This is a genomic window from Thermosynechococcus sp. B3 (assembly GCF_030323045.1).
Lineage (GTDB): Bacteria > Cyanobacteriota > Cyanobacteriia > Thermosynechococcales > Thermosynechococcaceae > Thermosynechococcus.
In genome coordinates this window covers 927,921-944,373 of sequence record NZ_CP097584.1, presented here as the reverse complement: position 1 = coordinate 944,373, position 16,453 = coordinate 927,921, and the positions used below count along the sequence as shown (strand labels likewise).

Annotated in this window: 15 protein-coding genes and 1 pseudogene; 6 read left to right on the top strand and 10 right to left on the bottom strand. The window is 53.5% G+C overall.

Annotated features, from left to right (window positions below):
* Positions 1-7 precede the first annotated feature (7 nt).
* The 4 genes and pseudogenes from M0646_RS04800 (at position 8) to M0646_RS04790 (ending at position 2,687) form a co-directional block, all read left to right on the top strand.
* Positions 8-985, top strand: a complete 978-nt coding sequence (locus M0646_RS04800; protein WP_149818649.1) for a linear amide C-N hydrolase — start codon at positions 8-10, stop codon at positions 983-985.
* A 226-nt stretch (positions 986-1,211) separates the two neighbouring features.
* Positions 1,212-1,466 carry a type II toxin-antitoxin system Phd/YefM family antitoxin gene (locus tag M0646_RS04795; protein ID WP_286626843.1) on the top strand — a complete coding sequence of 85 codons (255 nt, stop codon included), beginning with the start codon at positions 1,212-1,214 and terminating at the stop codon, positions 1,464-1,466.
* Between the two features lie 89 nt (positions 1,467-1,555).
* Positions 1,556-1,843 (top strand): annotated as a pseudogene (locus tag M0646_RS13110) (type II toxin-antitoxin system VapC family toxin).
* 127 nt (positions 1,844-1,970) lie between these two features.
* Positions 1,971-2,687, top strand: coding sequence for a C40 family peptidase (locus M0646_RS04790; protein WP_286649920.1), 717 nt, complete (start codon positions 1,971-1,973; stop codon positions 2,685-2,687).
* On the opposite strand, the gene M0646_RS04785 is transcribed toward M0646_RS04790, so the two are convergent.
* The 5 genes from M0646_RS04785 to M0646_RS04765 all read right to left on the bottom strand — a co-directional run bounded on the left by M0646_RS04785 (position 2,684) and on the right by M0646_RS04765 (position 10,431).
* Positions 2,684-3,847, bottom strand: a complete 1,164-nt coding sequence (locus M0646_RS04785; RefSeq protein ID WP_149818647.1) for a GuaB3 family IMP dehydrogenase-related protein — start codon at positions 3,845-3,847, stop codon at positions 2,684-2,686. The genes M0646_RS04790 and M0646_RS04785 overlap by 4 nt on opposite strands.
* 112 nt (positions 3,848-3,959) lie before the next feature.
* A complete protein-coding gene (locus M0646_RS04780; RefSeq protein WP_286649919.1) occupies positions 3,960-4,847 on the bottom strand; it encodes a hypothetical protein in 888 nt (295 codons plus the stop codon).
* 144 nt (positions 4,848-4,991) lie between these two features.
* Positions 4,992-7,175 carry a glycine--tRNA ligase subunit beta gene (gene glyS, locus M0646_RS04775; RefSeq protein WP_149821668.1) on the bottom strand — a complete coding sequence of 728 codons (2,184 nt, stop codon included), beginning with the start codon at positions 7,173-7,175 and terminating at the stop codon, positions 4,992-4,994.
* A 12-nt stretch (positions 7,176-7,187) separates the two neighbouring features.
* Positions 7,188-9,335, bottom strand: a complete 2,148-nt coding sequence (locus M0646_RS04770) for a polyribonucleotide nucleotidyltransferase (RefSeq protein WP_149818643.1) — start codon at positions 9,333-9,335, stop codon at positions 7,188-7,190.
* A gap of 70 nt (positions 9,336-9,405) precedes the next feature.
* Positions 9,406-10,431 carry a hypothetical protein gene (locus tag M0646_RS04765; protein WP_149818641.1) on the bottom strand — a complete coding sequence of 342 codons (1,026 nt, stop codon included), beginning with the start codon at positions 10,429-10,431 and terminating at the stop codon, positions 9,406-9,408.
* Between the two features lie 201 nt (positions 10,432-10,632).
* On the opposite strand from M0646_RS04765, the gene M0646_RS04760 reads away from it, so the two are divergent.
* Both M0646_RS04760 and menA read left to right on the top strand, forming a co-directional pair.
* Positions 10,633-11,022 carry a hypothetical protein gene (locus tag M0646_RS04760; protein ID WP_190278228.1) on the top strand — a complete coding sequence of 130 codons (390 nt, stop codon included), beginning with the start codon at positions 10,633-10,635 and terminating at the stop codon, positions 11,020-11,022.
* A gap of 33 nt (positions 11,023-11,055) precedes the next feature.
* Entirely contained in the window at positions 11,056-11,952 is an 897-nt protein-coding gene (gene menA, locus M0646_RS04755; protein ID WP_149818639.1) for a 2-carboxy-1,4-naphthoquinone phytyltransferase, read from the top strand.
* Here menA and M0646_RS04750 read toward each other — a convergent pair.
* The 5 genes from M0646_RS04750 to metE form a co-directional block, all read right to left on the bottom strand.
* Positions 11,940-12,206 (bottom strand): DUF5340 domain-containing protein, encoded by a 267-nt coding sequence (locus M0646_RS04750; RefSeq protein WP_149818636.1) that lies wholly within the window; start codon positions 12,204-12,206, stop codon positions 11,940-11,942. The two genes, menA and M0646_RS04750, sit on opposite strands and share 13 nt — an antisense overlap.
* A 44-nt stretch (positions 12,207-12,250) precedes the next feature.
* Positions 12,251-12,757, bottom strand: a complete 507-nt coding sequence (locus M0646_RS04745; protein ID WP_226972042.1) for a GNAT family N-acetyltransferase — start codon at positions 12,755-12,757, stop codon at positions 12,251-12,253.
* 171 nt (positions 12,758-12,928) lie between these two features.
* Positions 12,929-13,585: an NAD(P)H-dependent oxidoreductase gene (locus M0646_RS04740; protein WP_149818632.1), complete on the bottom strand. Its 657-nt coding sequence runs from the start codon at positions 13,583-13,585 to the stop codon at positions 12,929-12,931.
* 128 nt (positions 13,586-13,713) lie between these two features.
* Positions 13,714-13,950: a His/Gly/Thr/Pro-type tRNA ligase C-terminal domain-containing protein gene (locus M0646_RS04735; RefSeq protein ID WP_226972012.1), complete on the bottom strand. Its 237-nt coding sequence runs from the start codon at positions 13,948-13,950 to the stop codon at positions 13,714-13,716.
* Positions 13,951-14,119: 169 nt separating this feature from the next.
* Complete coding sequence (metE, locus tag M0646_RS04730) at positions 14,120-16,372, bottom strand: 5-methyltetrahydropteroyltriglutamate--homocysteine S-methyltransferase (protein ID WP_286649918.1); 2,253 nt, start codon at positions 16,370-16,372, stop codon at positions 14,120-14,122.
* Between the last annotated feature and the right edge of the window lie 81 nt (positions 16,373-16,453).

The following is a 16,453-nucleotide window of genomic DNA, read 5'->3' as shown; positions in this document are numbered from 1 at the left end:
GGGTTCCATGTGTACTCGCATTCTCTGGCATACCAATGCCCTAGGGGTCTTTGTGGCGCGAACCATGGACTGGCCCACCACCACTGAACCAAAGCTAATCATTTTTCCGCGTGGGCTTCAGCGTCAGGGCAATCATCTGGGCACCGCTGCTCTTGAAATGGCAAACCCCGCCCGTTGGCAGTCCCGCTATGGCAGTGCCGTTGTCAGTATGTACGGCTTGGGAACCGTCGATGGCTTCAATGAACAGGGCTTGGCAGTGCATCTGCTCTATTTGACAGCAACGGACTTTGGCACACGGCATCCACAAAAGCAGGGGGTACACGCCGGACTCTGGGGGCAATACCTGCTGGATAATGCGGCAACAGTGCAGGAAGCCCTTGACCTCATGGCTCAGATTCAACCAGTGATGATCACGGTACAGGGCTTTGCCAGCACGGTTCATGTAGCGATCGCGGATGCCAGTGGCGACTCGGCCATTTTGGAATATCTCAACGGTGAACTGGTTATCCACCATGGACGCCAGTATCAAATCATGACCAACGATCCCCCCTATGATGAGCAGTTGGCCTACCGTGCCCAGTTTGATTTCACCAATGCCACACGCCAAACACCGCTGCCGGGGAATGTGGATCCCAGCCATCGCTTTGTGCGGGCTGATTATTTCTTGCAGGTGCTGCCCGAACCCCGCAATCAACGGGAAGCGATCGCCAGTGTGTTAGCGATCGCCCGCAATGTCTCTGTGCCCTTTGGTGCCCCCAATAAAGTGCCGGGAAGTCTCTACAACACTGAATACCGCACCGTTATGGATTTAACCCACCGCTATTACGTTTTTGAGCTAACCACAGCGCCCAACATCCTCTGGTTTCCCTTAGAGAAGTTTGAGTTACACCCTGAGGCACCGGTGATGATGCTAGATCCGAACCATCCTGAGTTGGTGGGGGATGTGGCGGCACAGTTTGCTCCCGTTGTAGCTGCCCCCTATTGAACTGTAGCTGACCTCTTTTTAGTCGCCTCAAGAGAAAGAAATTAAAATAAAGTAGCAGAGTATTGAGAAAGCTATGAATACCCCAAGAGCCGCTCTACCCAGCCTTTAGTTCGTTGATGAGCATTGCGACCTGTACTTGGAATCACTAAAGAGGGGAAGAGAAGCCTTGAAATGTTTCACTGCTTTGGATTTTGATGCATATATCAAGTTGTGTTGAGGCAAGCCGATGTTGAATGTAACGGTTGATGAGATTCAGCGTGATCCTCTCAAGTATCTGGATCAAGTAGAGGCAGGTGAGACCCTTATTATTTTTAGATCTAACCAGCTGATTGCTGAACTTAAACCTCTTAAACCTATTGGCAAGAGTAAGCAATTGCGACCATTTGGTTTATGTGCGGGCGAGTTTACCGTTCCAGATGATTTCGACGCTCCTTTGCCGGAAGAGCTGCTCAACGCATTCGAGGGTACAGCCCTTTTCTAAAATATGGGGGTCATCGAGAGGCTGTAACCCTGTCATAGAGGAGCTTTAACTTTCCTAGGTAAGTTCAATTCTTTTGAAAAGAGCTGTAAATGAGAATTTTGTTAGATACGCATATTTTCTTATGGTTCATTAGTGGTGATATCCAGTTATCAACGGATCTTCGGGATATAATTTCGTGATCCAGACAATGAGGTTTATCTGAGTATTGACAGCCTTGGTCTTGATGAAAATAGTGTAATTCAACTGGCTAAGCTAAACTGCCACCCTTGCATCGCGATCCGTTTGACAGAATGCTCATCTGTCAAGCATTACAAAACGGTTTGACCATTGCGACAGTGGATACAGCAATCCGTGCCTACTCAGTCGATGTCATGTAGCAGTACAGCCCAACTTCACTGATACCCCTCTTCGGTCACCTTAAGAAAAAGAAATTACATACGTAGAGTTTTGAAGCCTTCAAACCATGCTACTGACCCGCTATAAGCAAAAAGAGGGGCAACTCAAATGCAAAGTCATTATTCTCTAAACCATCAGACGGTAATGCAGCTTTATCAACTCACGGCCATGGTGAACCTCTACGACGCCCCCACGGGCGATCGCTTGGCGACCCAAGGGGCAGCAGGACGCTTGCTCTGGGCACCTGCTTTGGGGGCTGAACGTACCTACGTGCAACTTGCTGAGGATGAATACTGGGGCTGGCTGGATCCACAGGATTACCGCCATCTCACACCCGCCACTCAGCCCTATCAACCCATTACCCGCGATCGCGCCTATATTGAGGCTGTCCTTGAGGAGGTGATTGCCTTTTGCTTAGCGGCACAGCGGGTTCCCCATGCATACCTCTGGGGCGGAACCGTTGCCCCCAACTACGATTGCTCTGGCTTGATACAGGCTAGTTTTGCCCATCAAGGCATTTGGCTGCCGCGGGATGCCTATCAGCAGGAGGCTTTTGCCACGCCCCTAGGAAGCAACTCCATTGAGGAAACCTTACCCCAGCTTCAGCGGGGTGATCTCGTCTTTTTTGGTACCCGTGAAAAGGCGACCCATGTGGGTCTCTATCTGGGGCAGGGAGAGTATATCCATAGCTCTGGCAAAGAATATGGCCGCAATGGTATTGGCATTGATACCCTCTACGCCAGTGAGGATCCCGTCAGCATCGCCTATCGGCAGCAGTTTCGCGGCGGCGGCCGCATTGACTATAGCTATCTGCCTCTTGACTAGCGACCCATCCCCAGTTTTTGCGCTTTTTGATAGACCTTGCCTTCCGTGAGGAGGGAAGGAGCAATGACGATCTCCACCTGTTGCATTTCCCGCAGATCCTTGGCGCCAAGGGTGCCCATGCTGGTTTGCAATGCCCCAAGGAAGTTATGGGTACCATCGTCCAACTGAGCGGGTCCCCGCAGAATCTGCTCAAGGGTGCCAGTGGTGCCGACATGAATGCGCGTCCCCCGAGGCAGCACCGGACTAGGCGTGGCCATACCCCAGTGATAACCGCGACCGGGGGCTTCTTTGGCACGGGCAAAGGGGGATCCCATCATCACCGCATCAGCCCCACAGGCAATACACTTGCAGACATCGCCACCGGTAACTAAGCCGCCATCGGCAATCACAGGCACATAGCGCTGCGTTTCTTCAAAGTAGGCTTCCCGCGCGGCGGCACAGTCGGCGATCGCCGTGACTTGAGGCACCCCCACCCCAAGCACACCCCGAGAAGTACAGGCTGCCCCCGGCCCAATCCCCACTAGAATTGCTGCCGCACCACAGTGCATAAGACTGAGGGCCACCTCATAGGTGACGCAATTCCCCAAAATGACGGGCATTGGCATCCGCTCACAAAAAGCAGCAAGGTCTAAGGGGTCTGTCCCCTCAGGGGCAAGGTGAGCCGGTGAGACAACCGTGGCTTGGACAAAGAGCAAATCGGCCCCTGCCGCTGCCACAACATCGCCAAAACGACTGGCTCCCGCTGGGGTTAAACTGACGGCAGCAATCCCCCCTTGGGATTTGATTTCTTGAATGCGTTTTTCAATGAGGTGGGGCTGAATCGGCTGGGCATACAACTGCTGCATCAGGGGCACAAATTCATCAACACTGACGCTGGCAATGCGTTCGAGAATCGGTGCTGGATCTTCGTAGCGGGTTTGAATTCCCTCAAGGTTGAGGACACCCAGTGCCCCCATTTGGCTGAGTTTGACGGCCATCGTGACATCCACGACCCCATCCATGGCACTGGCAATAATCGGAATTTCCCGTTCAATGGTACCAATGCGCCAGCGGGTATCGGCCAGTTGGGGATCAAGGGTGCGGTTGCCGGGGACAAGGGCAATTTCATCAATACCGTAGGCGCGACGGGCGGTGCGATGTCCCCCTAGTTGAATCGTCATGGTGTTCCTCGCAGTAGGTGGGCTAAATGATCAAGTACGGTGTCTAAGTTGTTGTTGGCAGTGCAACAAATTTACAAAAATTTACAACACCTCGACAAGCCATGCCTTGGCGCTAGTTCAATGGTGGGTTGGGCGATCGCCGAACCGGGCGAAAGGAGGTCGGACGCGGCGAACTAGGACGCTGAGGGCGCTGGGGACGGGCTGGCCGTGCCTTGGCTTTCTTGGGCTTCTTGATTTTGCGGGGGGGCAGGATACCGACGGTGGTTGCCTCCTGAACTACTAGACTGGTTCCCTGTCGCTGCACTTGAAAGTCCCAAAAGTAGCCCGGCGACTTCATGGGTACCATTCCCACTAGTTTCAATTTGAAGGCTTTGGGTTTTTCCCCTCGCCGACGCGGCAACTGTTGAATTTTAACGACGACAAAGTTCTTTTCTTGGGAGTTGAAGATCACTTCTCCGCGTACAGAAAAGTAGCCGTCATTGACGCCGGGATCCGCTGCTGTGGCATTGGCCTGTTGCAGGCGCTCCGGTTCCCATACGCCCACAATTTGCAGGTGCAGTTTCACCGCTTCTTTGTCAACGTCGCGGGTGCGGGGATAGACCACCCAGAGGTGGGGTTCATTCAGGTCGAGATATTTTTTAATCAGGTTTATCACCTGCCCCAAGAGGACGGTTTCAATTTCCACGCCATCCTCGGTTATCATCACCCCGCGGTTGAACTCCGCCTCCGAAGCGGGTACATAGCGACCGCGTACAACTCCGATCGCCCGATATTGCATCCGTTCACTGGGGGGTGGGATCGGCTGGGGACGGGAAGGAAGATCTTCTGGCTCAGGAATGGGTTCTTCAAGAGCCGCGTTGAACTTGGGCGGTGAGCTACCCGCTGCCGCAACACCGAGAATTTCTGGGCGAGATTTGGTTTCTAACTCAGGGGAAGGCGTTGGCGGAGTCGCTGGGGTCTTCTTGGCGCGGGGGCGCTTGGCCGGGGGTTCAGCAGTCATGGTAATTCTCGCAAACAGTCTAAACACCAATTGAGCGCCTGTTCAGATGAACAGGCCACGGCAATTCTCAATTGGGGTACTCTCAATTATGCGTTGCCGCTGTGAGCTAAGCAACACTTTTGTTCCTGCCAAAAGTTGTGAGAACTATGAGCTGGATGCAACGCTCTCGATTTGGACGATCGCCCCAAAATCGCCAATAATGGCTGCACAATTGCGCAACAGACCAAGGAGCGCTAAGCGATTGGCACGCACGGCTGCATCCTCTGCCATCACTAGGACACTTTCCTCGCCATCGAAGAAGCGACTGACAATGGGGGCAAGGGAGACTAAAGCAGCCACAATTTCCCCATAGGCACGCTGCCCCTGCGCCTGTTGCACCCTTGGCAAGAGGTCCTTGAGAGCGGCATAGAATTCCTTTTCAATGGGGGCTGCGAGGTGCTTGGCCTTGACAGCGCGGATATTCAGGCAGTCTGTTCCTAGGGTGCCCTGACGTGCCAAACGCGCGGCACGATTGACGGTGGGGTAAATGGCCATGAGTTCACCGGATTGGCGCAGTTTTTGGAGAAATTGGGCGCGATCGCGGGCATCAACCACATCCCTAAGGGCACGAGTCTGCAACTCCGCCTGATCCTCTGGAATGACGGCATTCACCAAGTCATACTCAATGCCGAGTTCTTCTTGCAGTAAGGTTCGCAGCCGTTGGCTAAAAAACTGCCGCAGTTCCTGCTCTAAGTCAGCGGCACTGAGCTTGGCGGCAAATTGGCGACAAAAGGCTTGGGCAGACTCCTGTAGCAGAGCGAGGAGATCCAAGTGATGTTCCCCCTGCCAGAGAATGGTGATCACGGCATTGGCAGCCCGCCGTAGGGCAAAGGGATCTGATGACCCCGTGGGACACAGGCCGATACCAAAGAGGCAGACTAGAGTATCCAAGCGATCGGCGAGTCCCACCACCTGACCCGTGAGACTTTGGGGCGGGCGATCGCCCGCAAAACGCGGCAGATAATGTTCAAAAATCCCCGTGGCCACCGCTGGCGCTTCCCCGGAGACCGTGGCATACACTTGCCCCATGTAGCCCTGCAGTTCCGGAAATTCCCCCACCATCTGCGTTACTAGATCCGCTTTACACAGGCAGGCCGTGCGTTCAATGGCAGCAACGTCCGCAGCCGCACAATTTAAGGCGGTGGCAATTTGGCGAGCTAGTGCGGTTAGCCGTTCCACTTTGTCGGCCATGGATCCCAATTCATCTTGGAAGGTAACCGTGGCTAGTTTGTCACGATAGTGCTCTAGGGGCTGTGCCGTATCCACCTTGTAGAAGAACTCGGCATCCGCTAGGCGAGCACGAATCACCCGCTCATTCCCAGCACGAATCAAGGGGGTGGCCGCAGGGTCGCCATTGCTAATCGTGATGAATACAGGGAGTAGCGCTTGGCGAGTGGCATCGGTGTACACGGGAAAATACCGCTGATGGGACACCAATACGGTGGTAATCACCTCAAGGGGCAGAGCCAGAAACCGCGCTTCAAAACTTCCCAAAACCGCCGTTGGCCATTCCACGAGGTGGGTGACTTCCTCCAAAAGGGGCACCGCTAAATCCACCCATCCCCCCGCTTCCGCAGCAAGGGCAGCAATTTGCTCGCGAATCCGTTGCTGGCGAACCTCTGGATCCACCAAGACTCCCGCCGTTTCAAGGGCAGCTTCATAGTCTTGGGCATGCTTGAGGACAATAGCCCCTTGAGAAAGGACACGATGGCCATAGGTGGTGCGATCGCTGGCAATGCGCACGGAATGGCTCTCCAAGACCAAGGGCAGCACCTGATCCTCCCACAGCAGCACTAGCCAGCGAATGGGACGCGAAAACCGCAAATCCCCATCCCCCCAGCGCATGAAGCGGGCACCCTCAAGGGCGGCAATCCACTGTGGTGCCAACTCGGTCAATCGTTGGGGCGTCGGTTGGCCGGGGCGAACTTGCTTGAGATAGACCACCTCCCCTTTTTCCGTGGGACGGATTTCAATTTCCTCAAGACGACCTTGGCGCGATCGCAGGAACCCCAATAGAGCCGGGGTAGGTTCCCCCTCCCGAAAGGCCACGCTGGCCGCTGGCCCTTTGATTTCAATTGCTTGATCGGGTTGCTGGGGCGGTAACCCCTCAATCAGTACGGCTAAGCGGCGCGGGGTTGCCCAGACTTTGACTTCCCCCTCCAGTCCCTGTTCCTTGAGGGTTTGGGGAATCAGGGTGTGCCACTGGCGCAGGGCACTACTGACAAAGCGGGCGGGGAGATCCTCGGTTCCCACCTCCAAGAGGAACGTATGCGGTGATGACTTGGGCATGGTGACCATGGGCTAGACAACGGAGCTACTGCGGGCGGCTTCGGCCTCGTCGGGATGAATACCAAGGCGGGTCAGGTTAATGCGGCCTTTGCTGTCCACCTCACGAATTTTGACCACAATTTCATCGCCAATTTTCACTTCGTCCTCAACTTTGCCGACGCGATATTCCGCCAACTGGGAAATGTGGATCATCCCCTCCTTGCCGGGGAGAAACTCGACAAAAGCACCGATGGGAATAATCCGCGTCACCTTACCCAGATAGACATCACCGGCGTTGAGCTTTCGCGTCAGACCCTCAATGGCCGCCCGGGCTTGCTTGGCGTTGGTTTCATTGGGGGCAGTAATGGTGACCAGCCCTTCTTCACTAATGTCCACCTTGACGTTGTATTGCTCAGAGATACCGCGCACGGTTTTACCCCCGGGACCAATGACAAGGCCAATCATATCGGGGGGAATTTGCAACGTCAGCAGTCGTGGCGCACTGGGGGGCAGTTGGGGACGGGGTTTGTCCAGCACCGCCAGCATTTTCTCAAGGATATGGAGCCGTGCCGGACGTGCCTGTTCGATTGCCTGTTTGATCACCGACATCGGCAAGCCAGTAATTTTCATGTCCATTTGCAGGGCGGTAATGCCGCTATCGGTGCCGGCCACCTTGAAATCCATGTCGCCAAGGAAGTCTTCAATCCCCTGAATGTCGGTGAGGATGCGCACCTCATTGCCCTCCTTGATCAGCCCCATGGCCGCCCCACTGACGGGTTTACGGATCGGTACCCCGGCATCCATCAAGGAGAGGGTGGAACCACAAACGGATCCCATGGAGGTAGAACCATCGGAAGAGAGCACCTCCGACACGACGCGAATCACATAGGGAAACTCCTCTTTGGGAGGAATGACCGGTTCGAGGGCACGCTCGGCGAGGGCACCATGGCCAATTTCCCGCCGCCCGGGCGATCGCAGGGGTTTGACTTCACCCACAGAGTAGGGGGGAAAGTTGTAGTGGTGCAGATAACGTTTGCTGTCCTCGGGATGCAGATCATCAAGGGCTTGGGCATCAGCAGGAGAACCGAGGGTGGTTACAGACATCACCTGCGTCAAGCCGCGATTAAAGAGGGCACTACCATGAACCCGCTCTGGCAGAACCCCCACCTCACACCAAATGGGGCGCACTTCATCGAGACGGCGGCCATCCACTCGCACCCCTTCTTCAATAATCTGCTGCCGCATGAGTTTTTTCGTCACGGCCTTAAAGAGGGTAGGCAGGGCTTTGGGGTTTTCCGCTGCCGCCACAGCCACTGGGTGATCTTCGGGCAGAGCCGCAATGTCTTGGGCGATCGCCCCTTGCACCTCATCGAGGGCAGCATCGCGAACATTTTTGTCCTTTTCAAAGCGTTTGAGAATGGCTTTGACCGGTTCAACGGCGCGATCGTAGATGAAGTTTTCCAAGGTGGGGTCGATCGCCGGCGGTTCCACTTTGACGATATCAAGACCCAGTTCCTTGAGGAGATGCCGCTGCGCTTGAATCAGGTCTTGGATGACCTCATAGCCAAAGTCAATGGCTTCAATCATGTCGGCTTCGGGCAGCTCATTGGCACCGGCTTCCACCATCACCACGCCATCGGGAGACCCGGCCACGACCAGATCTAAGCCACCGCGCTCAATTTCTTTGTAGGTGGGGTTGATAATAAACTCATCCCCCACAAGGCCCACCCGCACTGCTGCCATTGGACCATTAAAGGGAATTTGCGCTAAGAGGACAGCGATCGAGGCTCCCGTTACCGCCAATACATCGGGGGGAACATTTTCATCCAAGGAAACCGTCGTGGCTACTACTTGCAGATCATCGCGCAACCATTGGGGAAAGAGGGGGCGCAGCGGCCGGTCAATCAGGCGACCAATAAGAATCGCTTTTTCGGGGGGACGACCCTCACGCCGTAAAAAACCGCCGGGAATCCGCCCAGCGGCATAGAGGCGCTCTTCGTAATCCACCACAAGGGGTAAAAAATCAATGCCTTCGCGAGCAGCGGCACGATTTGCCGTCACTAGGACAGCTGTTTCCCCCGAACTAATGAGAATGGAACCGGCCGCTTGGGGGGCAAATTTTTGCAATACTACCTTAATATCCCGTCCATCTAGGGGGATAATCTTTTCTAGACCCTTCATTGGCGTTCTATTTTGTCCTTCTTCCTATTCCTTTCTCTCTACTAGGATAGCCGCTTCTGCCACTCATCCGCTAAAGTTCAAGGATTAGCCGTGTGCCCCCAAGGACGGCAAGACTGGGGGTGGCTGTCCAGCTTTGGGTTAATAAAATTTGTATCAGTTCTGCCGATCGCCGGCTGCTGGGGCTGTCCTGTAACCCCAAATAGAAACTGGCAGAGTGGTGGCTATCTTGACCGAGCACTTTCAGCAGATCATCGGCGTAGTGAATGGCTTTTTCCATCTGGGTTTGCAAGTTAGTCCATAAATCCACATTCCGGAGGTTGCTCAGGGTTTCGGCCACCACATCTTGACGGTGTTGAATTAGGATGGTTCGCGGCTGTAGCTCTGGCGGCAAATCCGCAAAGAAAATGGCCGGGCCATAGCCAATGAGATGCACCATCTCCATCCATTTCGTTTGCGGCAGCAGCAATTGCCGCACAATGTGGCAGGCAAGGGCAGTAATAATTAACCCTTGACTATGGGCGACAAGGTACAATTCGGCTCCCGCCTGTAACCCCTTGACGATTTCATAGGCCAACCGCAGGGTGGGACGCGGCGCACCGGCTGGAAAGGCACCGTAGAGATACTGGGCAAAATCCCCCCAACCTAATTTTTGTAGGAACGATAGGTCAAGGAGTTTCGTTAAGTCAGCGGTGCTGTTGATATCGAGGGGGCGCTGTTGCAGTTGGCTCGGTTGGGCGATCGCCAGAATATCCGCATCATCGGTCAGATCTTGAGTCACCAGTTGGCCAAGAAGTTTAGCATACTCATAGCGGCGATCCTTGCTGGGGTCTGGGGCTGGGGTCTGGGGCCAAAAACGATAGAGTTCTGCCTTACCGAGGAAACTTTCCAAAAGATCTGCTTGGAAACCATGGGTCTGATTGTGAATGCCGCGAACTTCTAAAGGATAAGTCGCTGTGAGTTCGGCAAGGCGGTTCAAATCCCGCCGTTGCTTGGCGCGATCGCTCCCTATCCCATTCACATGGAGTAAACGCCGCCGTAGGGGGACGCTCAGGGGGTTGTCGGGCAAAATAATCGTACCGTCTAGGGGAGAGGTCATAGGGAATTTGGAAAGTCTAATGAGAGAATTTGGTGAAACTCAATAAAAGGCGGCTAAATTGTGATCATCGTCACAGTCATTCTATCGGGGGATGAGTCATACTAAATAGTGACTCAGTACTATCCGAGTCATCAACAGGGAACACACAACGAGCCGACAGACTGTAAGTAAGTTTGTCGGTTTTTTTTTGGAATTTCAGTCATGCCCCACAAAAAGATCACGCTTCGTTTAGATGCTGAACTCTATGGCCAACTCCAACGCTGGCAAGTGCAGCAGGGATGCGGTTCCCTTAGTGAGGCAATTCGTAAAATTTTGCAACAATCTCTTCAGCCGACGGAGATGGCCTGTCCCACGGTTTTGCAGCGCCTGAGTACCCTAGAACAGCAAGTGGCCGCCCTTGAACGCCAACTGTGCCCGCCTCAACCCACTATCGAAACGCTGACGATCGCGGAGCTAGAGCGACTGACTCGCCCACAACTGGTGGCCTTAGCGCGGGACTTGGGCATCTATAGCTATAAGCTGAATAATCCAGCGTTGCGGCAAGCCATTTGGGCAGCGAAACAAGCGATCGATGGGCACAAGCGGCAATGATATGCTGACGAAGGTGACTCAAGTGTAGGTGAGATGGCTAGTCCGTCAGAATCGATGGATCGCTCCCGTTTGTGGTGGGCGGCGATTAAGCTTCCCATGTACAGTGTGGCTGTGATGCCGATTTGGCTGGGCACAGCGGTGGCGATCGCCGAAACGGGAAGGGTGCATTGGTGGCCGTTTGGTTTGTTTCTAACAGCAGCCGTACTCATTTTGGTCTGGCTGAATCTCAGTAATGATGTCTTTGATGCCGAAACGGGGATCGATCGCCACAAGTACCATTCGGTCGTCAATCTCACGGGCAAAAAGCAACTCATCTTCTGGCTGAGCAACCTCTGCTTACTTTTGGGGCTACTGGGGATTGTGGCCATTAGTTGGCTGCAACAGGATGCAACGGTTTTAGGGTTGGTATTACTCTGCTGCGCCCTAGGCTATAGTTACCAAGGTCCACCCTTTCGTTTGGGCTATTTGGGTTTGGGAGAGCCAATTTGTTTTATCTGCTTTGGGCCGCTGGCGATCGCTGCTGCCTACTATAGCCAAGGGCAAACCTTTAGCCCTAGTATTTGGCCAGTGGCTATCCTCAATGGTCTGACGACAACGCTGATTCTCTTTTGCTCCCACTTTCACCAAGTGGCCGATGATCTAGCCGCTGGCAAACGTTCGCCGGTCGTGCGCCTAGGGACGGCTCGCAGTGCTCAACTGGTCTATGGCGCCTGTGGCGTCTTTTATGCTCTCTTAGTGGCCGCTGTCCTCTGGGGAATGCTGCCGTGGCCAACACTGCTGGCTTTGAGTTCACTGCCTTGGGCGATTTATTTGTGTCAGCGGATGGCGCAATTTCACAGTGTCCCTGAGCAGATCAAGAACTCGAAATTTATTGCGGTGCAACTGCACTTTTGGAGTAGCTTGCTCTTGGGATTGGGTTACTTGCTCTGAGCTGGGGGGCGATCGCGATTCAGCGACCATTGGTACTCCACACTGCCACCCCTCAATTGCCATTCCTCCTCAAACTGCTTTTGTAGCCGCAGGGCTTTGCGTAGATGAATAGCAGCGCTATGGAGTTGCTGGTAACCACTGGAGTGGGGAGGGAGGGCGGGCAACGAGACCTGTTCCAAAATTTGCAGCACTAGCTCGTAATGGATGTGGGCAGGAACAGGAATCTCATCTGAGGGGGCAGAAGAAAGAGTCACCAAGGCAGACACCTCCAAGGAACGACTATCTAGATTTCAGCTTTCTAGCGGCGGCGGGGACGGCGATAGGTCAACCGCTCGGAGCGATCGCGCTCGTAGGCAATCAGCCGGCCATAGATTTCGTGCTTGGTTAAGTTTAACGAAAAAAAGACATGCCGCCGCGGATTGCCAAAACCCTTACGGGTAAAAAACTTTACTGCGGGCGTGTTGGCCGGATCGGTATCCACCAGCATAAATCGCGCCCCCTCCTCAATCATCCGCTCGATGAGCTTATCCACCAGCTTATCGGCAATGCCCCGCCGCTGATAGTGGGGATGCACCCCCAGCCAGTTAATGTAGCCATACACCCATGGGGCTTTGCTAATAATGGTGCCCAAGATGAACCCGACCACCTGAGAATCCGCCTCGGCCACCAGACAGTATTCGGGATCGGTGTTATAGAAACCAATGACCTCCCACTCATCCCAGATGCGATAGAGCGAGGGATACAGATCACTGGTGAAGAGTTCCTCGCCAAGGTGAAACACGGGGGCAATGTCATCAATGCCCATCTCGCGAATAATGATGTTAGTGGGTTCAGAGCGCTCTTCTTCTTTGGCGGGAACGATTTCTAAATCAACTAAATTGTGGTCAATGGGATCATCGGTGTGCAAAGACATACAAAGGCGAGTACCGAGCTATTTCTAGCTTAGCCTATGTCCAGCGGGGTCAATTCGTGAACCTTAGCGCACTTCCACGACTGCCTCTAGGGGATAGCGTACCTTGGGCAAAGTCGCATAGTTGTCATCGGCCGCTCGATAGCCCGCTGCACATAGAACGACGGCATGATAACCTTGGGTAGGTAGACCGAGAAGGCGATCATATTCTTGGGGCAAGAAACCCTCCATCGGGCAGGTGTCAATGCCCAGCAGCGCCGCCGTCACCATAAACTGACCCAAAGCAATATAGACTTGGCGGGTTGACCATTCATCAACATTGAGGGGGTAGGGGGGTGAGTGCAAAAAGCCCTTGACCAAGTCCCCATACTTTTGCAGATTTTCCACTGCGGTTTGGTGGACTTCCGCTTGCCGTGCAAGGTAGCGATCAACGTCCGTAGCATTGAGATTGGTTTTAATGGCAAATACCACTAAGTGGGAGGCATCCACCACCTGTCGTTGATTCCAAGTGTGGGGGAGCAGGGCTTGGCGTAGCTCAGGCGTCTCAATGACGTAAAACTTCCACGGTTGCAAGCCAAAGGAAGAAGGAGCCAGTACCAGACTTTGTAGAAGTGTTTGCCACAGATCCGCAGGAATTTTGCGATTGGGGTCAAATTTCTTCGTGGCGTAGCGCCATTGCAGTTGTTGCAAAACCGTTGTTGGTGAAATCGGTGCTTCAGTCATTCTGTTCCCTAGAGAATTGATTAGAGCGATTACCCGAAGGGTACGCTACGCGATCGCGAAAACCACTCGCCGCTCATTTTGACAAACTATTAAAGGCGAGGTCAACTGCCCTGTAGATCAATTGCCCACTATTGCCACTGAATATCGGCATCCATCGCAGTCATGGCAGAGGTGAGTTTTTCAACCAGTTCCTTAACAGGGAAAGCGCTGACATCTTTTGCTGCACGGGTGCGGATACTTACGGTCTCGCTTTCGACTTCCTTGGCACCGATAATGCCCATCACAGGAATTTTCTGGGTTTCAGCATTGCGGATTTGTTGACCTAGCGATCGCCCGTACGATTCACACTCATGCGGATGTCCCATCAGCCGAGGTCAGGTGCCCCTACCAATCATGGAGCAGGTCTTTAGGCATGGGGCAGCCTTCTTACAAGCATTGCCCCGCTAATCGCAGGAATGGAAACGCAGTTTTGAGTGGTGGAAAAATCCTGCGATTTTAAGGGGGCAACGGTGCGCTGGCAGCAACAACAGATCCTCAGTTGGTAAGACGAGCCCCTCGCAATTGCTGGGCGGCTGCCACCATGTTTTTCAGAGAGGGAATCACTTCCTCCCAGCGACGGGTTTTCAGACCGCAGTCTGGGTTAACCCAAATCTGGTCACTGGGTAGATGGGCGATCGCAGTCTCCAGCTGCTGAACCATCTGCTCAACAGTGGGAACTGCCGGACTATGAACATCATAAACACCATTGCCCACCTGCTTTTGATAGCCGGCATCAGTAATTTCAAACAGCGTTTCATTGTTACTGCGGCTATTTTCAATGGACAACACATCTGCATCTAGGCGCTCGATATGTTGAATAATGTCGCCAAACTCCGAATAGCACATGTGGGTATGAATTTGGGTTTCTGGCTTAGCCACACCAGCCGCCAACCGAAACGCATCGACGGCCCAAGCCAAGTACTCCTGCCAACGTTCCGGCTTCAGGGGTAATCCTTCCCGTAAAGCGGGTTCATCAATCTGGATAATCTTTGCCCCAGCAGCTTCTAAATCGGCCACTTCATCCCGTAGAGCCAGGGCAATCTGCATCGCCTGTTCGCTCCGCGGAATATCAGTGCGGGTGAAAGACCAGTTAATCATGGTCACAGGGCCCGTCAGCATGCCCTTGACAATTTTCTGGGTCAACGATTGCGCCACCTTAAACTCTCGCACCGTCATTGGCTCGGTTCGCGCTACATCCCCATAAATAATGGGTGGACGCACACAGCGACTGCCATAGCTTTGCACCCAGCCGTGTTCGGTAAAGGCAAAACCAGTGAGCTTCTGGCCAAAGAATTCCACCATGTCGGTGCGTTCAAATTCGCCATGCACCAATACATCCAAGCCAATTTCTTCCTGCAATCGAATGCATTTGGCAATTTCAGCATCAATTGCTGCTTGGTACTCCGCAAGGGTGATTTCTCCGCGCTTGAGCTTCACCCGCAATTGCCGCACTTCTGGGGTTTGCGGAAAAGAACCAATGGTAGTTGTCGGAAAGAGCGGTAAGGTGGGCTGCAGTTGGCGGCGTTGTTCATAGGGCATAGCCCGTTTCAGATCGTTGACGGTTAAATTGCGCAACCGCTGTTGTACCACTGGATTCACAGGCCTAAATTCCTTAAAGGCCTGCCACTGGGCTTCAATCTCTGCTAATTGGGGGTGCTGGGCAAGGGCTTTGGGACTCTCCTGCAGCGTCTGGGCCAATAGCACCACCTCATCCAACTTTTGTTCGGCAAAACTCAACACCCGCCGCAATGGCTCTGGTAACTTCACTTCTCGTGCTGCATCGTAGGGGACGAATTGTAAAGAGGCTGAGGGGTGCAACCGGATATTGGTTGTGATACCCTGAATCGCTGCTAAGGTTGACACAACAAGTTCTGGGCAAATTTTCCAAATGTTTCGGGCATCCACAATACCCACCCCCAGCTGTTTATCCCTTGGGAAACTAAACTGCTGCAATAATGCCAAGTTCTGCCCACGGGTAAAATCTAGACTAATGCCGGCTACGGGCAACGTCACCACCCAAGGATAGGCAGCGCCGAGATCATCAAAGTAGGTCACTAGGTAAATCGGCAAGCCAACTTGACAGAGCGCATCAAATGTTGATTCATACAATTCCCTGAAGTTGTTGGTGTCCCCAAAAACCAAGGCAGGTTCGTGGATTTGTACCTCAACCACCCCTAGGTTCTTCAATTCAGCCAACAGGATAAGATAGCGCTCCACTAGGCAAGACAACGCTTCCTCTAGATTCATCTGCAGCCGACTCAGCCGTAGCAGGGTTAAAGGCCCTAGCACCATGGGAACGGCGCGATCGCCCAAGACCTTTTGGGCGCGACCGATGATCCCCAGAAAATCACTAAAGTCTGCTGCCTGAAGAGGCTGACTCATTTCGGGAACCAAGTAGTGATAGTTGGTGTCAAACCATTTGGTCATCTCAAGGGCTGGAATTCCCTCTCGACCGCGAGCCATTGCAAAGTATTGCTCCAACCCTGTAAAGGCTTGATACCGCTGTGGGATGAGGCCGAGGCGGACACTCCAGTCGAGAACGGGATCGTAAAAACTGGTATCGCCAACGCCAATGCGATCAATGCCAGCCTGCAGTTGCGTTTGCCAATTTGCCAATTCAATATCTTGAACCGTTTGTAGTAAATTTTCTTGATTGGATTTACCATTCCAAAAGGCTTCCAATGCCTTTTTCAGCTCGCGATTTTTACCAATACGGGGGTAGCCTAGCGTTGCAGTCTGAATGGTCATTGTTATGGTACCCTGAGTTTTGACAGTTCTCTCAATAGACAATGAAAGCTGGCTGTTTTCAGTCCAACAAGCAGTGCACTT